At 39.2% G+C, this 19,730-nt stretch carries 20 protein-coding genes and 1 pseudogene; 16 read left to right on the forward strand and 5 right to left on the reverse strand.

Going from position 1 to position 19,730, the window contains the following annotated elements; genetic code table 11:
* Positions 1-16 precede the first annotated feature (16 nt).
* The 6 genes and pseudogenes from MHB49_RS10415 (at position 17) to MHB49_RS10440 (ending at position 4,024) form a co-directional block, all read left to right on the forward strand.
* Positions 17-319 carry a YjcQ family protein gene (locus tag MHB49_RS10415; protein WP_340018393.1) on the forward strand — a complete coding sequence of 101 codons (303 nt, stop codon included), beginning with the start codon at positions 17-19 and terminating at the stop codon, positions 317-319.
* An 806-nt stretch (positions 320-1,125) separates the two neighbouring features.
* Positions 1,126-1,903: pseudogene (locus MHB49_RS10420) on the forward strand (LA2681 family HEPN domain-containing protein).
* A gap of 63 nt (positions 1,904-1,966) precedes the next feature.
* On the forward strand, positions 1,967-2,716 hold the full coding sequence (locus MHB49_RS10425; protein ID WP_340018391.1) for a DUF6710 family protein: 750 nt from the start codon (positions 1,967-1,969) through the stop codon (positions 2,714-2,716).
* 43 nt (positions 2,717-2,759) lie between these two features.
* Positions 2,760-2,939, forward strand: a complete 180-nt coding sequence (locus MHB49_RS10430) for a hypothetical protein (protein WP_405156070.1) — start codon at positions 2,760-2,762, stop codon at positions 2,937-2,939.
* 76 nt (positions 2,940-3,015) lie between these two features.
* The gene (locus MHB49_RS10435) at positions 3,016-3,150 is read left to right on the forward strand and encodes a hypothetical protein (RefSeq protein ID WP_405156071.1); all 135 of its coding nucleotides are present in this window, start codon (positions 3,016-3,018) and stop codon (positions 3,148-3,150) included.
* Between the two features lie 67 nt (positions 3,151-3,217).
* Positions 3,218-4,024, forward strand: a complete 807-nt coding sequence (locus tag MHB49_RS10440; protein ID WP_405156072.1) for a hypothetical protein — start codon at positions 3,218-3,220, stop codon at positions 4,022-4,024.
* A 222-nt stretch (positions 4,025-4,246) separates the two neighbouring features.
* Here the strand turns inward: MHB49_RS10440 and MHB49_RS10445 are convergent, their stop codons facing one another.
* The 3 genes from MHB49_RS10445 to MHB49_RS10455 all read right to left on the reverse strand — a co-directional run bounded on the left by MHB49_RS10445 (position 4,247) and on the right by MHB49_RS10455 (position 5,967).
* Positions 4,247-5,029 carry a hypothetical protein gene (locus MHB49_RS10445; RefSeq protein ID WP_405156073.1) on the reverse strand — a complete coding sequence of 261 codons (783 nt, stop codon included), beginning with the start codon at positions 5,027-5,029 and terminating at the stop codon, positions 4,247-4,249.
* A gap of 165 nt (positions 5,030-5,194) precedes the next feature.
* Positions 5,195-5,425 (reverse strand): hypothetical protein, encoded by a 231-nt coding sequence (locus MHB49_RS10450; RefSeq protein WP_405156074.1) that lies wholly within the window; start codon positions 5,423-5,425, stop codon positions 5,195-5,197.
* Between the two features lie 290 nt (positions 5,426-5,715).
* The gene (locus tag MHB49_RS10455; RefSeq protein ID WP_405156075.1) at positions 5,716-5,967 is read right to left on the reverse strand and encodes a stalk domain-containing protein; all 252 of its coding nucleotides are present in this window, start codon (positions 5,965-5,967) and stop codon (positions 5,716-5,718) included.
* 210 nt (positions 5,968-6,177) lie between these two features.
* On the opposite strand from MHB49_RS10455, the gene MHB49_RS10460 reads away from it, so the two are divergent.
* The 4 genes from MHB49_RS10460 (at position 6,178) to MHB49_RS10475 (ending at position 11,720) form a co-directional block, all read left to right on the forward strand.
* On the forward strand, positions 6,178-7,971 hold the full coding sequence (locus MHB49_RS10460; RefSeq protein WP_405157098.1) for an ATP-dependent nuclease: 1,794 nt from the start codon (positions 6,178-6,180) through the stop codon (positions 7,969-7,971).
* 516 nt (positions 7,972-8,487) lie between these two features.
* Positions 8,488-8,586, forward strand: coding sequence for a hypothetical protein (locus MHB49_RS10465; RefSeq protein WP_405157099.1), 99 nt, complete (start codon positions 8,488-8,490; stop codon positions 8,584-8,586).
* A gap of 374 nt (positions 8,587-8,960) precedes the next feature.
* Positions 8,961-9,974 (forward strand): hypothetical protein, encoded by a 1,014-nt coding sequence (locus MHB49_RS10470; protein ID WP_405156076.1) that lies wholly within the window; start codon positions 8,961-8,963, stop codon positions 9,972-9,974.
* A 1,443-nt stretch (positions 9,975-11,417) separates the two neighbouring features.
* Complete coding sequence (locus tag MHB49_RS10475) at positions 11,418-11,720, forward strand: YunC family protein (protein WP_017689545.1); 303 nt, start codon at positions 11,418-11,420, stop codon at positions 11,718-11,720.
* 104 nt (positions 11,721-11,824) lie between these two features.
* On the opposite strand, the gene mtnA is transcribed toward MHB49_RS10475, so the two are convergent.
* Together mtnA and mtnK are read right to left on the reverse strand one after the other, a co-directional pair.
* Complete coding sequence (gene mtnA / locus MHB49_RS10480; protein ID WP_405156077.1) at positions 11,825-12,898, reverse strand: S-methyl-5-thioribose-1-phosphate isomerase; 1,074 nt, start codon at positions 12,896-12,898, stop codon at positions 11,825-11,827.
* Positions 12,899-12,920: 22 nt separating this feature from the next.
* A complete protein-coding gene (mtnK, locus tag MHB49_RS10485) occupies positions 12,921-14,138 on the reverse strand; it encodes an S-methyl-5-thioribose kinase (RefSeq protein ID WP_405156078.1) in 1,218 nt (405 codons plus the stop codon).
* Between the two features lie 299 nt (positions 14,139-14,437).
* Between mtnK and MHB49_RS10490 the strand changes: the two genes are divergently transcribed.
* The 6 genes from MHB49_RS10490 to sufU all read left to right on the forward strand — a co-directional run bounded on the left by MHB49_RS10490 (position 14,438) and on the right by sufU (position 19,720).
* A complete protein-coding gene (locus MHB49_RS10490; protein ID WP_247901781.1) occupies positions 14,438-14,899 on the forward strand; it encodes a Dps family protein in 462 nt (153 codons plus the stop codon).
* A 126-nt stretch (positions 14,900-15,025) separates the two neighbouring features.
* The gene (locus MHB49_RS10495; RefSeq protein WP_405156079.1) at positions 15,026-15,601 is read left to right on the forward strand and encodes a DUF1802 family protein; all 576 of its coding nucleotides are present in this window, start codon (positions 15,026-15,028) and stop codon (positions 15,599-15,601) included.
* A 368-nt stretch (positions 15,602-15,969) separates the two neighbouring features.
* Positions 15,970-16,752, forward strand: a complete 783-nt coding sequence (sufC, locus tag MHB49_RS10500; RefSeq protein ID WP_095288227.1) for a Fe-S cluster assembly ATPase SufC — start codon at positions 15,970-15,972, stop codon at positions 16,750-16,752.
* Between the two features lie 25 nt (positions 16,753-16,777).
* The gene (sufD, locus tag MHB49_RS10505) at positions 16,778-18,082 is read left to right on the forward strand and encodes a Fe-S cluster assembly protein SufD (protein WP_405156080.1); all 1,305 of its coding nucleotides are present in this window, start codon (positions 16,778-16,780) and stop codon (positions 18,080-18,082) included.
* Entirely contained in the window at positions 18,079-19,299 is a 1,221-nt protein-coding gene (locus tag MHB49_RS10510; RefSeq protein WP_405156081.1) for a cysteine desulfurase, read from the forward strand. Before sufD ends, MHB49_RS10510 begins: the two co-directional genes overlap by 4 nt.
* Positions 19,289-19,720: a Fe-S cluster assembly sulfur transfer protein SufU gene (gene sufU, locus MHB49_RS10515; protein ID WP_063564289.1), complete on the forward strand. Its 432-nt coding sequence runs from the start codon at positions 19,289-19,291 to the stop codon at positions 19,718-19,720. The genes MHB49_RS10510 and sufU overlap by 11 nt, the downstream gene beginning before the upstream one ends.
* Positions 19,721-19,730: the final 10 nt, after the last annotated feature.

A 19,730-nucleotide genomic window follows, 5' to 3' on the forward strand; every position in this document is an offset into this window, starting at 1 on the left:
ATGGAGTTGAAGAAACATGAACAAAGAAAAGATTAGATACGTGATTCTCAAAGAAACTGAGAAAGACACTCTTTTCAATAATGTTGACAAGAGTAATTTTGAGCAACTTGACCTAGGGTTCAGTTGGGAGCAATTTGAGGAGCAGGTTAACTTTTTGGTCAGAGAGAGATACTTAACCAAACCTTTTTATGCTGACGATACGATATACTACTATAACTCCAAGTTAACGGAAAAGGGTGAAGAGTATTTAAATGACAACAAGCTGCACGTTAAAGCGTATAAATTTGCAAAAGAAATTAAAGAGTGGATAAGCCTTTAGTGTAATGGTTGTTTATTTTGTGGGTTAAGGGGAGAATTTAAACAATGCATCCTAACGTACTTAGTGTTGCTCTCAGAGCAGATCAAGCATTCGATGAAAAAGATATTCATTCTTTAGAAACGATAGTGGGAGAGTGTCTTGAGTTTATAGATTCGTCAGATTATAACGATCTTGAAAGAGCTATATTTGCTTATCATGGTGCGACATCTCAAGGAAATAGAAATGGTCTGCTCTATAGTGGGCAACTAGAACACTCAGATGAAAACAATAATGAAGAAAATTTTGAATTAAGTTTGTATTTATATCGTAAGTCACTGGAGTACTTTAGCAAGTATAAAAGTGAACCACTGCAAAGGGCTTCAGCTACAAGGGAAGATGAGGCGTATTACACTGGCTATTTTTTAAGGTCAACTACAAATTATGCAAATGAACTACATAGTATCGGAAGACTAACCAGATCAATCAATCAGTTAAAGCACGGAGTAAATGAAGAATTTCCTATGGCTTTAGGAAGTATGGGACTTAAACTTATAGATTACGCTCGCATTGACTACGATGAGGGACATAGTCAGGTTCTACTTAACGAAGGAAGTCGATTGCTGAAACAAGCTCTTACAAGTCCTGACGTAGATGAATATGCACGTATTGTGTTTAATGCTGAAGTTGAACGTGTTAAGGACTACGTTAATGAGAATATTTTTGATGAATTTTCTCTTGGGTCTTCTGAGAAAGAAAAAGACTATAGATCTTGGTGTTTGCACAACAGCTTATTCTTGAATACACTGAATGATTATTTTAACGTTTCGATGGTTGCATGCGACGTTCTACACCTTCCCGACATTGTAACTGATATAAGGATTGGCCCTAAATATCATGGTTTATTTAATCAGTTAAAGCAAGAATATGTATCAGCAAGATTTGTTATTTATGATGGAATTAACAACAACACTCCGCATTTCTCAGACAAAGAAGTTTTTATGTATAACACTTTGGATTATCCTATATATGGTATTGGGATTGAAAAAATAAAATTTGGGTTTAGAAGTCTTTATTCAATTTTTGATAGAATAGCATATTTTCTAAATGAGTACTTCGATTTAGGTATAAAAGAACAGGATGTTTCTTATAAATCAATTTGGCACAATAAGAAATACGGCAAGAATGGGTATGATTACAAGCTGGATCTAAAGAAACATATTACAGATAATGAGACGTACAATCATCCTGGTGTCGGTTTATATTGGTTATGCAAAGATATTGCCAAGAAACAGATAAAACACAAGTATTTAGATCCTTCTATTGAAGCTTTACGATTTAAGAAATGCATTGGAACATCGTTACCTTAAAATTCATGACTCATTACTTCATCAAAACGAAAATTCCATGGATACTCTTGCGCATTCAGTTGATCTCATAAATTTTCAATCTGCAACATTAGAACTAATGAGATATTCTCGAGAAGCAATTGTTTTACTATCATTATTAGTAAATGTGGAGGAAAGACAGAGATTAGTAGTTCGGCGAGAAAGTTCCACAGTGCAAGTGACAATGGACGAATACAAGGACGAGTGGAAAACATTCTAGGAATGCAAGAGTCTTAATCAGATGGATATTTTATTATAATTGCACGTGGAGTGTGAAATGATCTTGATAAAAAAAGTGAAAAAAATATTTTTTAATTCAAATAAAAGCAAGTTAAGTGTCTACAACCAGTCCATTAATGAAAGTGACGATGATAAGAAAAAATTGTTTGACAACATGATAGCAGCAGTAAAAGATACCATCTCTCAAAATGAGGAGCTGGAACAATCGCCATTAAGACATCCTATCTATGATTTAATAAAAATGATAGGACTACGAATCCAGGCAAAGTATCTCACTAATAAACTATATGATCCCTCACATTCTAGACTCCCAGATATCACCTCTGATGAAGCTTTTTTTAAGGAACCGATTGAGAATAGAAGCTACATTTCTAGTTATCTTAAAAAACTTCCAAATGAATCGTATTCTATCAGTCTTAAAGATGATTTAGTTTTACCTTGGCCGTGGAATTATGAAAGATTGATTGGCTCTCTTGTGAGTATAGGTGAGGATAGACATTGGGGAAATTGGAAAATGGATGTTTTAAATCATAATGTGGAACTTTGGTTGCCAATGAGGATTGTATTTATCATTGGCGGAAATCATTCAATTACCTCGGGGATAGTCCAAGGTATTGGAACGCTGGAACCTAATTATGTTTATGATATGAGCCCTATTTACAATTACGTGTATACTGATGGGGTTTACTACTATAGAAAAGATGATAATTCAAAAATTGAGAAGGTTAATGAAGTTGAGTTTGCTGTATTGTTTGAGGTTGGAAGGATAATGATTGAAAAGAGACTCATTTAATGAAAGGCATCTTTTATATTCTTAGTGTTTATGAGGGTGACTTATGTTTATTGAAGACATGCCTGATGGATATAGAGTACATGTGGAACGCAATATAGAAAATCAGTGGAGTGTTAGAATTACTGAAATTAAAGTAACTGACTTCATAGAAAATAAATGCGGTTTTACAGACAAGGCAAAGGTAAGATACATTGATACCAATAGAGTGGGCCAAGTTAATTAAGGAATTTAGCTGGCAATGAAATTTTTATAACATGATCTAGAAATGATATTTGAGTGGCAACTTGGAGGTGAAAAATATGGCAGAGCTTTGTGTTTGTGGATGTGGAAGATATGCAGCTAAGGGTTCTTCTTTTAACAATGAAAAATGCAGTCTGAACTACAATCCTAATGACTATCCTTATGAAAAAGATGATGAAGATGAAAAAAAGTAAACACTAGAATGCATTATCATGAAATGCAAGTTTTACATAGAGATAGATACGAGAGGGTATGAATATAGTGGAAAATAATTTGAGTGCAATTAATTTAATGGATATCTATGAATCTTTGGCAAAAGCTTTAAATGTAACAAGTTCCGACATTGAAGAATTTATTAAGGCACAAACGTATAGAGTTAAAAAGGATGGATATCACTGGGACTACAAAAAAATTGTTATTGATGATATTCTAGAATACTTTGATTTGGATATTCAAGATATTATCATTAATTCAATAACTGTTAGTCATGTAGCAGCAATTCTTGATACCAATTCCTATTATGAATTTGGGTTACTAAGTTTGGACGAACTATTCTCAACGGATAATTCATTCATACGTTTTCTGAAAGAATTTGGTGTGACTTTTAAAAGGGAAAATGATGTATTCAAGTTATACATTAATGATCAAATTCAATCAACCAAGTATACAACCCATAGAGCTACAAAAGACAAGTGTATAAATGGATTTATGTTTGAATCTAATGTTGAAAAAGATAGTAATATAGATCATTTGTTGCGCGCGCCTGAATTAGTGATCCATATAGGAAGAGAGCTATTGTTTACCGAACAACTTGTGAGAGAATGGGAGAGTAGATCAGTTCCTTCAGTCATTACTTTTAAGGTAATGATCGACGAAATTGATGGTTCTACATTTAAGGACGATCAACAAGCAAAAAGCAAAGAAGAAATAATGGTGTATTTCTTAATAAGTTATTTTGAATTCCTTCTTTTTGAAAAAACAGGTTACCGCAATGACAATCATATGGTTTACTTAAAAGAAGAAACAAATATTGATGCTAATAGAATCGTGCAAATCAGAAAATTATAATGAAATGTAGATTTCACATAGACTCAATAATTAAACCCACCAATTAAATGGCGGGTTTTTCAGTATGATCTGTTAAAGTGGATTTTTGAATAAATTACTATAATGGTAAAATATTTTAAAAACAGTCTTAATGATAAGGTGGAGATTTTACATAATATCATGAATTAACGGAGAGGTCTATTTTATAAAAAGAGGGCAATCTGCCCTCGTAATTGGCCTAGGTCAAGCAAATGCTTTAATTACTGGTTCGAATGCCTTGATCCATTTCCCCACTTCTTCAGGAGTTAAGGATGAAACTTTGGTAGTGGAGTGAATAATCACGCATTTTTCAATGTCACCTAAAACTTCATTAGGAATGTTTTCTGTCCAATTGTCATTTCTACTCGGTTTTCCAGAATACACACCATCTACGCCAAATTTATGTTCTTCTTGTGTTGACCAAAGAATATTTCCCATAACATCACACAAGAATACTGCCACATAACCATGGAATCCCTGATAATGGTCACCTGTATCTGTATGTGTGTCACCATCAATTCTTCCGTTCTTGGATATGGTAATTTTAGTTTCCATGTTTCTGTGTTGCCCCAATCCAGTATGCTCAGAAGCCACAATTGGGAAGAGATCAAGAGTTGAGTATTGATTGTTATTTTGTATTGTAGATATTTCATGGTTTATTTCATTGATTACAGTCTGTCGGTCGTTCTGTTTGGCCCAAGCAACATGATCGTCATATTTTTCGATTTTCCCACTAGTAAGAACAAGGCGCGCATCTTTAAGAAATCCAAATACATTGTCAAGAACATCTTTACTGACATCTGGAATTTTAGCAGAAACCTGACTTGAATCATTTTGTATCTCATTTTGAACCGCTGAGACATCTTGATGAATAGCCCAGTTAACATGGCCTGTTTGTGGCTCGGGCTGTCCTAAATTTATTGTTATTCTTGCGTTTTTAGTGTGACCGAAACATTCTGCAATACGGCCTTTAAATGTAATTGCCAATTTAAATTCAACTCCTTTTTTGCTGTTATTGTTCGATTCAATTATGTTTAATATTCATTTTCTTTTATGGATATTAAAGGATAAATTATATAAATAAGTAAATTTATAAAATGCGTGCTTCATAAAAAAAGGTCGCACCCCTTAAAGGTACAACCTGATTTTAAGTTAATTCAGTTTAAACCAAACCCCACTTGAACCATCCCGTTTTCTGTTATAAGCCAACAATGGATTAGGGTCATCACTTTTAACCATAAAAGCAGCCCAGCCTTCATAAGAACCACCTGCGTAAATTTTGGTTCTGAATTTTGGGTCAGGTAACACTACAGAGACTCTTTGATAATCTACACCGTTTCCAGAAACCAAAGTGAAGTCATAATCACTAACTTCATCAGCCACTTCACTATTTGCACTAGATGTAACCTCGTATTTAATCTTAGTCAATATGTACTCATGCCCATCATTGGGAAGTCTATTGAAACTATTTGTGTCATAGATAATTTTCCATGCAGCATCACCACGGATAACTTCTGTTATGGAGATGTTCCCCTTTACGTTTGTTGGAAGAGCTACTTGTTACAAATGGTACAACTTCTCCAGTTTTAGCGGGATTTTTTCTTGATGCGACTTCGGGAGTACTTGCTGGTGTAGGCGTGTTATTGTTAGTTCCTTGGTTTATTGTGTTGTTGTTAGAAGTATTCTGATTTAGACTTGAAAATATAGATGTTTTTCTGTGAGTTGTTTACACTTACTTGAGCCCCTAATGACTCAGAGATAGCTCTTAGTGGAACATATGTCGTTCCATTGATAATTTTTGCTTCAGTACTTAGTTTGGAACCATTAATGAAAATCGAAAAGCCATTTGAAGCTGCTAGTGCTCCTGTTACAAACATTGTTGATGAAAGTACAACTGTAGAGACAATTAATGTACGTTTCTTCATACTTCTAACCTCCAATTTAATATAGACAGATGAGTCTATAGTATCACTTGTAGGTCATAAGTTCCGCTATTTTCCTGAGTTCTAATTGATACAATATTTATGAAATACATATTTCAACGGGGTTGTTGATGTTGTAGAATTCGAAGTCAGTAAAAGCTATAATATACACATGGAAACTTTAGACAATAGGAGGTACTCAATTTGAAATTAGTGTGGGCTCAAATTAAGAACTTTAGATCAATTAAAGACTCGGGAAGAATTTATTTTAATCGGAATCTAACAATCCTTGCTGGGAAAAACGAATCAGGCAAATCTAATATTTTGAAAGCATTAGATTGTTTTTCGAATAATAAATTTGATAAAGATAATGATTTCCCAATTGACTACATAGATGAATATCCTGAGGTCGTCGTTCACTATGAACTAGAGGAAGATATTGTAGCATATATTTGTGATACTTTTACTCTAGATAAAAACAGTCCAACTATTAGCAACGGCGTGACACTAACTAGAACATCTATATATAATGAAGTTATCGAAGTAGAACTTTATCGGAACACCATTGAGAATGTTGCAGTAGCGATCGGTACAGCTGTTAGTGCAATTAATAAGGAATTTAAGTCTAAGTTTAAACCTGATATAGAAGCAATTACATCGAACAACCTTGCGAAAGTAATTGAAGAAATTAAGTCTTGTTTTATAAATATTAAGAGCAATTTGAATAATGAGCAATTAAATAAAATAAAGTCAATTATTGATGAAGTTGATTCCTATATAGTATCGTTAACCGAATTCCTAAGTTACATCAATAGCGATGATTTTAAAAAAACAATCCCCAATTTCGTATACTTTAGTTCGTTTGAAGATATAATTCCAAACTCAATTTCAAGCGATGAAGAAATAACTCCTATCGTAGACAGGTTTTTTAAAGTGGTAAATCAAGATCCTGATGTTTTATTTGAAGAAGCCAATCCACAAAGAAGAAGATTTCTAACCGATAAAATTTCTGCTGAGATTTCGGGTGACTTTATGGGCTATTATTCGCAGGACAATGTTGAACTTAAAATTAATTTAGATGGGGATGAACTTAATTTTTTTGTCTATGGAACAGATGGTCAGAAACCCTTTCAGCCAAGACAGAGAAGTCAGGGTTTGCAATGGTTTCTGTCCTTTTATCTAACTTTACAAGCAGAAATGAAAACAGGCAGTGTCTTGTTGATTGATGAACCTGGCTTGTATTTACATGCTGCTGCCCAGGAAGATCTTTTAAATATGCTTAATAAGCTTGCTATAAGCAGTCCTATTGTAATTTCCACGCATAGCCATTGGCTCATGGACCCCAATAGATTAGAAAGGATTAGATTGGTACTAAAAGACAATGATCGTACTTATGTAGAAAATAAAATTCATAAGGGTGCCGACAATAACACCATGAAGCCAATACTTTCTGCTATAGGATTAGGACTAAAGAATAATATAAGCACATTTGGTAAAAGAGTAGTTCTTGTCGAGGGCTATTCTGATTATTATTACCTGGAAGCAATGAGGTATTATTTTAATGAGATATTGGAAATTAAACTTGATAATTTCAAAATTTATCCTTGTTTAGGCTCAGCGCAAATAATAAATGTTCTAACTTTGATCATTGATTCCGAAACGGATTATTACATTTTATTAGATAACGATAAAGCAGGTAAGCAAACTGAAAAGAAATTAATAACTGAATGTGGAATTGAAAACAGTAAGATATTGTTTACACCAGCAAAAAGCAAAGCTTACTCAGCAATTGAAGGGGTGTTCTCAGAAGAAGATTTTAACGAAATTGTCTTGGAATCGTTAGAAAAAACAAAGTTTGATAAAGTGTTAGTTTCAAAAAAATTCAACGAGCGAATACACAATAAGGAAATCACTAGACTTTCAGATGAAACAGTTTCAAACTTTAAAGAGATTCTCGATGTTATTGGTTTCTTACAAGTTACTCAAAACGAGAGTAGCTCCAGATAAAAGACAAGTTTTACGAGAAGACAAAAAAAGGGGTGGAGAAATCCACCCTACAGTTTTACCATGGTGTTATCTAACTAATCCCATGAATAGACATCTCCTGTGTATATATCTACAAGGAAATCACCATAAGTAATTATATTGTTTGGAATGTCCTGAAATGCTCTAAATAGATAAAACTTACCCTCCATAATACCATCGTTCATGAACTTAAGGTCGTATTCATTAGCTTCTTCCTTTGCTTTTTCGTAAAGCAATTTAAAAGCTTTGTCTAAGCTAACCTTTGCAACTCCTTGTTCTCCAATGTAGAGATTACCCTCTTCTAATGAAACTTTTTTTCCAATCGCATTACTAATACTTTTAACTGGTACATATGTAGTGTTTTGTACGTTATTGCATCCGTTGTGGATTTCTTTGCTCCATCTACATAAAGACTGACTTTCTGGATAACTGCTTTAATTGGTGTATGGAGTAGCTATTTTAATGGGTAAAAGAGAGCGAACAATCATGTTAATTGACATGCAATCGTTTTATGCCAGTGTTGAAAAGGCTAAAATGCCACAATATAAAGACAAATCATTGGCAGTAGCAAGAAATCACACGAGAAATACTCAATAAAAATTCTATGTGAACTGTGTTATAAATCTCATGATTTTTGGAGCAATAGGAGTCTTAGCATGGCAGTATCGTATTGGAAGTATTGATTTTAGTACCCTGCATAGATATCAAATTACGGTACAGTATCATCGTTGAGCATAACGATTTTAGCGTTTATTAGGAAAAGAAGACAACTGACATATTTTACATAAAACCAGTCTTTCATAAGCAGCCTCAAGGGGCTGTTTTTTATTTTAAGTTTTCATTACAATCATTGAATTATAAATAATTACATAATATACATTATATAACAACTTGTGTTTAGACTTTTAAATCTATGTAGGAATATAATAACAATTGTTCTTAAACAAAAGGAAAAGGGGATATAATTTAGAATGAAAAAGTATTTACTAGTATTAACATTATCAGTGCTTATGCTTTGCTTACCACTTGCAAGTGTATCTGCATCATCTGTTGACATATTAAAAGGAACGGAGCCTGTAAATGCTGCACGGACAGTGTTTGTAAATTCAATTAGCAATGCAACAGATGGGGATGATGACACATATCTGGAAACTAATTATAATTTTTCAGTTAATAATGATCCTTATGGAAGTTATGCATACTTATATAAACTGCCTCAAGCAATGAGCTTAAGCAAAGTTAGAATTAAAGTGGATAGCATCGAAAATTTTAAGAGCATAGGATTTGAAGATGCCGCTGGCAAAGGGCTCTATACTGTACAATTGAAATCGACCGAACAAACTATAATTCTTGATGAAGTTAAAATGTCTAAAGAGGTTAAACAAATACGTATTTATGTTACAAATAAAGCACCTTTAAAATTATATTCAATTGAAGCATATTCCGATCAAGTCCAATCGCCAGAAGTTCAAGCTCCGGCTGATCTTGTAGCTAACGCAGGAGACAGCAAAATTGATCTATCTTGGAGCACTGTTCCTGAAGCAACAAGCTATAAAGTCAAACGCTCGACAACATCGGGTGGGCCGTATCAAACTGTAACAGATAATGTATATGATACGAAGTACACGGATACAACTGTTACCAATGGAGTAACGTACTATTATGTTGTGACCGCAAATCTTAACGGTATTGAAAGCGAATATTCAAATGAAGCCTCAGCTACCCCTACTGCAACACCTGTAGTTAGTGGAAATAGGGCTCGCGTTGTAGTATCTTTGATCAGTGGCTTAGAGAAGGAATATGACCTTTCCAATTCCGAACTAACTGCATTCATTTCTTGGTATAACAATCGTGCTGATGGTATTGGTCAAGAAGTTTACGCATTCAACAAAAATTATGACTTAAAAAACTATATTAGCAGAAAAGACTTCATTGCTTTCAGTAAAATTGAGATGTTTGAAGTTAATGAGTATGTATCAAACTAAGCAAAACTTAAAGGGAGCAGCAACCACGCTGTTCCTTTTCTATTTTTTGTATAAACATATTAATATAATTAGAGAAAATTTATTTATTAAGTGTGATGAAAACTAGATCAAATGTTACATTTACATACTAAAAGAGGAGTCTGCTAATAAACAGCTTCTTTTTTATTTAGAAAGTAATGGAAGGGTTGAAGTTGAGAAAAGAAGTGAATAGAAAGTAAGAAATGAATATCGATAAAAATGTAATAAATAAGTCTTTCGATAAATACTAATTGTTATACTAAGATATCGATTAAGGGTTTGCTTTTCTTTTTTTAAAGTGTTTGATTACAATCATGAAGTTTGCTCTATTAGGATTATGAATAAACGTGAAATATTGCATAAATAAGTCATCATTTTAGATAATCCTGTTACCTTACGATTGAACTTTTAAAAACGCTAAAATCCCTTGTCCTGTCTAGGTTTCTTGAAATTTCAATCACGAATTTATAAATTTTAATAATATGGCTAGAATCGTTGCTACGACTAGCTTTTTAGTGACTTTTCGGTCATTTCACGATTGTACTTACGATATAGGATAAATTGACCTGGCTTAGTAGCTAAAACGTTGATATGACTGGATAAATGGGAGTTGTTGTATCGTACACGATTGGAATCACGATCCATGTGATTATAATGTGGTAATCCCAAATACATGAACAGTTGGGTACGATATCATACCGATTGAAATTAGGGAGCTATTTAAATGTTATCTTTTCCTGCACTTTCCCATTGAGTGGTGAACTATATTTCTATGAAAGCATTCTTTTACTTACATGAGTATGTGTGAGGAAAATAACCAATGGCTTTTTATTCAGACTGTAGGCAGATTCGATGAAACCATAAAGTATTGGAGGAATTATTTCAGACAGCTAATATAATAGCTGTTTTTTTGCTTTGTCCTATTTTAGATAAAGTGTATATAAAGTAATTAGCTTATTGTTGGTCTTACCTTACATTGTTTCAGGTGTATCAACTGGTTCAAATAAGCCATCAATTTTTATGTTAAATGCGTTACTACAGACTTATCCAATTATCTCTCAGTTTTGGTTTTTACGAACTCCTGTGATAATCTGGCTCTCATTTAATCATAACCTTATCCATAATCCGACCGTAAACCCAACCCAACTTTTTATACTAGCAAACGAACAACCTCTTTCTTTGCTATATCGATTAAAGGTGTACGCCTCCTACCAACGCAACAAAAATACCCTCCGGTTTTCAGTGTTTGATTCATGTACAAATTTCTTTTTTTGCGTTTTTCGTTTAACACATCTAGAAGTAATGAATTCATTTCATCCCAAAATAACTTACATTTTCTCAAATCACGGCAGGTGTCCACACGGCTATCCAGAATGAGGCATACAATTATCGTGACCTGTGGAAGAGGAGGTGTATCGGGAAATTATGGTGACGATGGAGCCGATTGTGGTTGGGGAGCATGTGTTGGTCGGGGTAGAGGTGAAGCTGCCCAAAACGACATTACTGACGATTAATACATCCAAAGGATATATCATGTGCGGAGCACTCGATGTGGGATTACTTAATGAGAAGCTTGGGGATCGCAAAATTATTGCAGCTCGGGCAGTTGGCGTGCGCACATTGGAACAGCTGCTGCATGCACCTATGGAGTCGGTGACCACGGAAGCCGAGGCTATGGGCATTACGGTTGGCATGACGGGTGTAGAAGCATTGCTCAAGATGATCTAATCCCTGAATATTAGGCGATTAAAAAGGGCTCCCCTACTGGGAAGCCCTCTCTTTAACTTACATGTGCCCATCCTATATCAAACGCTAAAACATGCTTCCACTAATTATGCTTCATCCTTGGCGAACAAGGCAGCCAGATTCTCTTTGAAAGGAGCGCGAACAACGCCTTTTTCCGTAATAATGGCCGTTACATATTCGTTAGGAGTTACGTCAAACGCAGGGTTGAATACTTTCACACCTTGCGGTGCTGTACGTTTGCCAAAACCTTCGGTTACTTCCTCCGCAGCACGTTCCTCAATCGGAATAAGATCTCCGGATGGTGTAGACAGGTCAATGGTGGACAGTGGGCTGGCAACATAAAAAGGAATGTTGTGCGCTTTGGCAAGGACCGCTACGCTGTAAGTTCCAATTTTATTAGCTACATCCCCATTGGCAGCGACGCGGTCTGTACCCACGATAACGGCCTGAATCCAGCCTTTGGACATGACCATGCCTGCCATGTTGTCGCAGATCAAGGTAACGTCAATACCGGCTTGCTGGAGCTCGAAGGCCGTAAGGCGTGCACCCTGAAGGACAGGGCGAGTTTCGTCTGCGAATACTTTCAGGTTGATGCCACGCTCGTGAGCGAGGTACATCGGTGCAGTCGCCGTTCCGTATTTCGCGGTTGCAAGTCCGCCTGCATTACAGTGTGTGAGCACACCCATACCGTCTGCGAACAAAGGAAGAGCATTTTCACCGATAAGACGGCAGACTTCTTCGTCTTCTTTCTGAATCAAGAGAGCTTCCGCTTCAAGAGCAGCATTGCTATCTTCGATGCTTGCACCGGATTCAGCGAGGTCACTGGCTTTTTGCATCATGCGATCCAGCGCCCAGAACAGGTTCACAGCAGTAGGACGGGAAGTGGCAAGATGGGCACAGATAGTTTTTACATGATCCAACCATCCTTGAATGGCAAGTCCGTCATAGGCCTTGGCACCGAGCACGACGCCGAATGCAGCAGCGATTCCAATCGCCGGAGCACCGCGTACTTTCATTGAGTGTATTGATTCCCATACTTCCTCGGGCGTGTACAGTTTCAGCATCAGAATCGTTTCAGGCAGCAGACGCTGGTCAAGCATTTCAAGCTTGTCCTGTTTCCATATAAGGGAGGACAGAGGCTTATGTTCAGGGGTTGTCATGGATGTTCCTCCGTTCCTTGAGTTAGGCTTTAGTAGAAGTAACCGCAGTAGCTACAGTATCTAGAAGTTCGCCAACAGTATTCAGATTGCGATTACGCTTGATGAGAGCTTTACCGATTGCCAGCGCTTTGCGCTGAGCACGTTCACGTTGTGTCGCATCTTCAATTGTATCGATATCTGCGACATGTGCGAGTCCGACGATGCGGCGGACCATTTTTGCGCCAGCGAAGCCTGCAGAGTCTCTGAATAATTGTTGTACATAGAGATCTTCGTATCCGCGGGTTTTAGCCATAGGATCAACCAAATTTGAAGTCCACAGACCACGGAAGCGGGCTTCAAATTCAGTCCATACGTCACGAACCATATCCAGTAAAATCGTTTCACGCTCATGAAGAGCTGTCTGATCCTGGAATCGACCTGGCAGCGAGGCGTAATGGAGAAGCAGATTGGCAAGAACAGCTCCTACATCGAAGCCCATTGGACCGAAATAGGCAAATTCGGGATCGATAACTTTGGTCGATTCAGGAGTAACAAAAATACTGCCTGTGTGCAAATCCCCATGAATCAGAGCTTGACCGTGCGTAAGGAATTTCTCACGCAGCAAGGCGACTTCAAGGTGAAGTTCCTCATCTGTACGAAGTGCTTCCGCTTCGTCTTCAATGGAAGCTTCATAATTATTTTTCTCCGCAATGCGATACGGTTCATCAAAGATCAGATCTTCTGTTATTTTACATTGATCGGGATTGACGAATCTGCCCTGTTTCTCTTTTTTTAATTGCTGGTTCATGCCTAGATCTGACGTGAAAAACAATGTTCTTGCCATAAACTCCCCAATGTGTTGGGCAAAAAGAGGATATGTTCCACCGTCGATAAGGCCTTTGCGCATAATCACATGATCGCTCAAATCCTCCATCACGGTTAAGGCGAGATCATCATCATAATGGTACACTTCGGGTACCATTCCCGGACATAAGCGATATTCTTCCTGCAGGATTTCCCGTTCAATTCTGGCACGTACCAGAGACAGTGGCCATGATTCTCCAACCACTTTCGCATAAGGAAGGGCTTGTTTGATAATGATACTTTTATCGGAGTTCTGATCCGTGATATGGAAGACCAAATTCAGATTGCCGTCACCGATCTCACGACATTCCAGATTTGCATCTGTCGCAAACGGACCCGGTAATGTTTTGGCTAGTTCGATTGCATCCTGGGGGGTAAAAGGGCGATATTGGGACAAGAATGCCACCTCCATATATATGAAGAAACAGGAAAACCCACTTCTTTGCTTGGTATATGTCAGTATATCGGAAATAGCGCGGTTTTTGAACTTTTTTTTGAGACAAGCCAAGTCGATCCTGATTCGATCTTCCTGTTCAGGGGTAAAAACAAATAGGCTGGACGGTTAAGAGAAACGTTGCAAGCAAGCCTCTCCGTTGCCAAGCGGTGACACATGGTTAACTCTCTGTTATGCATTGCAGGACAACCTGCTTACCACTGCTTAACAGACTAATTTTATAATAAAAGGATGGGATTAAGATGGCTACAAAAAACAAAACAAATCAAGCAAAATCGGTGGAACAAGTACTTAATCGTCAGGTGGCAAACCTGAACGTCCTGTATGTTAAAATCCATAATTATCACTGGTATGTAAAAGGACCTAACTTTTTCACACTGCATGTGAAATTCGAAGAATTCTACAATGAAGTGACTGTACAAATGGACGAAATCGCTGAACGCATTCTTACGCTCAAAGGTAGCCCTGCAGCTACGATGAAAGAGTATCTTGAGCTTTCTTCCATTCAGGAAGCAGCAGGTGGCGAAGATGCTAATACAATGGTACAGAACCTGATCGAGGATTTTGCTACATTGTCAAACGAGTATCAGGAAGGTATTGAAGCAGCAGAGGCTGCAGAAGACCAACCAACTTCCGACATGCTGACTGGCTTCAAAGCTGATTTGGAGAAACATATGTGGATGCTTCGCTCTTTCTTGGGCTAATTTCATCCTCACAAGCTGAGTTAGTTGCCTTATAAACTATACAGTTACTCTAACCAACTTTCACGTTGTCAGGACGACGCCAAGCGTCTATACTGCTGACAAGACTGCTTTCGGAAGGAGAACTTTATGTTAGGCACAACGATACCTGCGTTAAAAGAATGGGCCTCCGCAATCAAAGCGCTGGAAACGGGTCGTCAGGTTATGGTGATGCGAAAAGGCGGGATTGTGGAGGAAACCAAACGTTTTGAGTTGAAAAGTCCAGCGTTCTATCTGTATCCGACATATGAACATCAGCGTAAAGAACTGATAAAGTCTTCTGATCATACCTCTGTTGAGGAATCACTGGCGGAATGGGTGCCTGAAGCTTCGACGATCCGTCTCACGGCATATGCTGAAGTGACACAGGATCTGGAGATTAGAGATCAGGAGATGCTGGATCGACTTCATGATTTTCATATGTGGACTGCGGATTTTGCCGAGGACCGCTTAAAGTGGAAACGCAAAGATCCGCTCCACGTATTGTTACTTCGAGTGTACCGTTTGAAGGAACCGATGGAGATTCCCGTATTGCCCGAATACAACGGATGCCGTTCATGGATTTCCATTCCGAATGGTCCGGTGCCGCGCGAAATGACGCCGGTGTTGGACGTTGTGGATTTTGACGAACAGGTACAGAAGATTAACGAGACGCTCAAAATGTAATGTTATTTATGTGAAGGACTTGTCCATGATATGGATAGGTCCTTTTTCGTGAGAAGTGCAGAGTTGATAAAAGATTGGGTTCCTGTGATTTTTCTCACTGTCTATTTATGACGAAGAAGTTTTGTCATTTGATTCAATCTGGCTTTTATTATAGAATCAGATAGAATAATGTTTCCTGAAAGGGACAATTCTTCTTAGGAAATGACTTGATAATCATTGAGAATCAGTTTAGAATTATTCTAAAGTGATTCTTGCTTTGAAAATTGGAGTACAGGAGAAATTCAGGGGAAGCCCTGTTCAGATATTAATAGGCGCTTTTTCGTTTTCGACGCAAACATCAATTTAATCAATGGAGGGAAACAATACACATGGCTACGAATTTCGTCATTGAAGGTCTGAAAGCGACGATCGAAGGTAAGGAAATCCTGAAAGGCATCAACCTGGAAATGAAAGGTGGAGAAATCCACGCCATCATGGGTCCTAACGGAACTGGTAAATCAACACTGGCATCTGCACTTATGGGACATCCTAAATATGAAGTAACAGACGGTACAGTTACACTTGATGGTGAAGATGTACTGGATATGGCCGTGGACGAGCGCGCTCGTGCAGGACTGTTCCTGGCTATGCAATACCCGAGTGAAATTGCTGGTGTAACGAATTCTGACTTCCTGCGTAGCGCAATCAACGCACGTCGTGGTGAAGGCAACGAGATCTCGTTGATCAAGTTCATTCGCCAAATGGAAGGTAAAATGAAAGAACTCGACATGAATCCTGAATTTGCTCACCGTTATCTGAATGAAGGTTTCTCCGGTGGTGAGAAAAAACGGAACGAGATTCTGCAAATGATGCTGCTCGATCCAAAAATTGTAGTACTCGATGAAATCGACTCCGGTTTGGATATCGATGCACTGAAAATCGTGGCAAACGGTGTAAACGCAATGAAGAGCGAAGATCGTGGATTCTTGATCATCACTCACTACCAACGCCTGCTCAACTACATTACTCCTGACTATGTACACGTAATGATGCAAGGCCGTATCGTGAAATCTGGCGGACCTGAATTGGCACACCGCCTGGAAGCTGAAGGATATGACTGGGTTAAGGAAGAGCTGGGAATTACAGACGAAACTGTAGGTCAAGAAGCGTAAAGACAAAAACGGAGGAGGATAATCAATGACTACACAAACAATTCTTCCGGTTGAATCTGAAGCGCTTCGCGCCTTGTCGGAAAGCAACAATGAACCCGGCTGGTTGACCGAGCAGCGGCTTGAAGCCCTTAAGCTTGCAAGTGGGCTTGCGCTTCCCAAACTGGAAAAACAAAAAATCGAACGCTGGAATGTCAGCGAGTACGGCACATATAAAGCTAGTGAGGCTATTGCTTCACTTGAGGAAGTACCAGCTTCCATTAAAGATCTGGTCAAGGATCAAGCGGAAGGCAGTCTGGTTATCCAGCGTAATTCCGGTGCAGTGTACTCCAAGTTGTCTGCTGAACTGGCTGCTAAAGGAGTTATCTTCACAGATCTGGCTACAGCGGTTCGCGAATACAGCGATCTGGTGAAACCATATCTAAATACGGCTGTGAAAGCAGATGAGCATTCTCTTGCAGCACTGCATGCTGCACTTTGGAACGGCGGGGTATTCCTCTATGTTCCGAAAAACGTAGAGATTGAAGTTCCGCTGCAAGCGGTACTTCTCACAGATGATGCTTCTGCAACGTTTGCACCACATGTGCTTGTAGTTGCTGAATCAAACAGTTCCGTTACTTATGTGGATAACTATGTATCCGGTGAACTGTCTTCTCCTGTATTCCATAACGGTGTTGTGGAAGTGTTCGTGAAAGCAGGTGCCAAAGTCCGCTTTGCATCCGTTCACCAATTGAGCACGAATGTTACTGACGTATCTTTCCGCCGTGCAGTAGTGGAGAACGACGGTTCGATTGAATGGATCGTTGGTGAAATGAACAACGGAGATACAGCGAGCAACACGATGACAGTTCTTAAAGGGAATGGCTCAAGCTCCGATTCCAAAGTTATCGCAGTAGGTTCCGGTTCCCAGAAACTGAACTATACGACAGAAGCTCGTCACTTCGGTAAAAACACGCCAAGTCAGATGATTACACGTGCAGTTATGCGTGAAGAAGCTTCTGCAATCATTAACGGAATCACGAAGATTGAGAAAGGTGCTACCAAAGCGGACGGACAGCAAACAGAGAAAGTACTGATGCTTAGCCCGAAAGCACGTGGAGACGCCAACCCGATTCTTCTTATTGATGAGGATGACGTAACAGCAGGTCACGCGGCTTCTGTAGGTCAAGTCAATGCAGAACAAATTCACTACTTGATGTCGCGCGGGATTAACCGTACGGATGCGGAACGCCTGATTATTTACGGCTTCCTGGCTCCGGTGGTGGCGGATATTCCTTTGGAAGCACTGCGCACCCAATTACAGTCTCTCATTGAACGGAAACTGGGACAATGAACCCGTCCATTCGCGAGCAGTTCCCGATCCTCCACCAGGAAATCAACGGACACCCGCTCGTATACCTAGATAACGCAGCGACTTCCCAGAAGCCGCTGGCTGTAATCGATGCAATTAAACATTATTATGAATATGAGAACTCCAATGTGCATCGTGGTGTTCATACACTTGGAAGCCGTGCAACGGACGCATATGAAGGCGCACGCGAGAAGGTTGCCAAGTTTATCAATGCACGGCGCACACAGGAGATTATTTTCACCCGTGGGACAACGACCGCTTTGAATTTGGTGGCTTCGTCCTACGGACGCGCAGTCTGCAAAGAAGGCGATGAAATTGTTATTACGCAGATGGAACACCACAGCAATCTGATTCCATGGCAGCAGGTAGCCAAGGAAACGGGAGCGACATTGAAATACATTCCGCTTCAGCCGGACGGTAACATTGATTTGGCTGACGTGGAAAAGACGATTACACACAATACCAAAATTGTTGCAATCGCATATGTATCCAATGTTATGGGTGTTGTTCATCCGGTAAAACAAATCGCTGAAATTGCACACCGCAAAGGTGCTGTCATCGTGGTAGATGGCGCGCAGAGCACACCGCACATGAAGGTGGATGTGCAGGATCTGGACTGTGATTTCTATGCATTATCCGGCCATAAAATGTGCGGACCAACCGGGATCGGTGCACTTTACGGCAAAAAGGCGCTGCTGGAGTCCATGGAGCCGGTTGAGTTCGGCGGTGAAATGATTGATGATGTAGGTCTCTATGAATCCAATTGGAAAGAGCTTCCCTGGAAATTCGAAGGTGGAACACCGATTATCGCAGGTGCGGTTGGATTGGGCGCTGCTATCGATTTCCTGGAGCAGATTGGCATGGATGAGATTGCTCATCATGAAAGTGTGCTGGCAGCTTATGCAACGGAACGTATGGCCGAGATTGGCGGTCTGACCATTTATGGTCCAGCGAAGCGTCATGTTGGAGTTGTTACATTTAACCTTGGTGATGTGCACCCGCATGATGTGGCAACTGTGCTCGATGCGAGTGGTGTAGCCATTCGTGCCGGACACCACTGCTGCCAACCGCTAATGCGCTGGCTGGAAGTCAGTTCAACAGCTCGTGCCAGTTTCTATCTATATAACAACGAACAAGATGTGGACCGGCTTGTTAGCGCCTTAATCCAGACAAAGGAGTATTTTGGCGATGCAACTTGATGATCTGTACCGGCGTGTCATAATGGACCACTACAAAAACCCGCGGAACCGCGGAACGTTTGATAATGAAGCTGTCACGGTGAATTTGAATAATCCAACGTGCGGCGACCGGATTTCACTGCAACTTTTGCTGAAAGACGGAATCGTCCAGGAAGCCAAGTATACGGGGGAAGGCTGTTCCATCAGCATGTCTTCGGCATCGATGATGACCGAGGCAGTCAAAGGCAAAACGATGGATCAGGCACTCGACATGGCTAACCGTTTCTCCTCACTGATGAAAGGGGAAGAAGTCGATTTCGACGATTATGAAGATCTCGAAGCCCTATCCGGTGTGAACAAGTTCCCTGCTCGCATTAAATGTGCCACGTTGGCCTGGAATGCATTACGCAAAGGGATTGACGAAGAGGACAATGTACAATAACGATAGGGAG

Source organism: Paenibacillus sp. FSL K6-0108 (assembly GCF_045040695.1).
Taxonomy (GTDB): domain Bacteria; phylum Bacillota; class Bacilli; order Paenibacillales; family Paenibacillaceae; genus Paenibacillus; species Paenibacillus pabuli_B.

Bases quoted from the DNA above. Each gene is read 5' to 3' on its own strand.
- MHB49_RS10415 (WP_340018393.1), top strand. From the start codon at position 17: ATGAACAAAGAAAAGATTAGATACGTGATTCTCAAAGAAACTGAGAAA.
- MHB49_RS10430 (WP_405156070.1), top strand. From the start codon at position 2,760: ATGTTTATTGAAGACATGCCTGATGGATATAGAGTACATGTGGAACGC.
- MHB49_RS10435 (WP_405156071.1), top strand. From the start codon at position 3,016: ATGGCAGAGCTTTGTGTTTGTGGATGTGGAAGATATGCAGCTAAGGGT.
- MHB49_RS10455 (WP_405156075.1), bottom strand. From the start codon at position 5,967: ATGAAGAAACGTACATTAATTGTCTCTACAGTTGTACTTTCATCAACA.
- MHB49_RS10465 (WP_405157099.1), top strand. From the start codon at position 8,488: ATGCAATCGTTTTATGCCAGTGTTGAAAAGGCTAAAATGCCACAATAT.
- MHB49_RS10470 (WP_405156076.1), top strand. From the start codon at position 8,961: ATGAAAAAGTATTTACTAGTATTAACATTATCAGTGCTTATGCTTTGC.
- MHB49_RS10475 (WP_017689545.1), top strand. From the start codon at position 11,418: ATGGTGACGATGGAGCCGATTGTGGTTGGGGAGCATGTGTTGGTCGGG.
- mtnA (WP_405156077.1), bottom strand. From the start codon at position 12,898: ATGACAACCCCTGAACATAAGCCTCTGTCCTCCCTTATATGGAAACAG.
- MHB49_RS10490 (WP_247901781.1), top strand. From the start codon at position 14,438: ATGGCTACAAAAAACAAAACAAATCAAGCAAAATCGGTGGAACAAGTA.
- MHB49_RS10495 (WP_405156079.1), top strand. From the start codon at position 15,026: ATGTTAGGCACAACGATACCTGCGTTAAAAGAATGGGCCTCCGCAATC.
- sufC (WP_095288227.1), top strand. From the start codon at position 15,970: ATGGCTACGAATTTCGTCATTGAAGGTCTGAAAGCGACGATCGAAGGT.
- sufD (WP_405156080.1), top strand. From the start codon at position 16,778: ATGACTACACAAACAATTCTTCCGGTTGAATCTGAAGCGCTTCGCGCC.
- MHB49_RS10510 (WP_405156081.1), top strand. From the start codon at position 18,079: ATGAACCCGTCCATTCGCGAGCAGTTCCCGATCCTCCACCAGGAAATC.
- sufU (WP_063564289.1), top strand. From the start codon at position 19,289: ATGCAACTTGATGATCTGTACCGGCGTGTCATAATGGACCACTACAAA.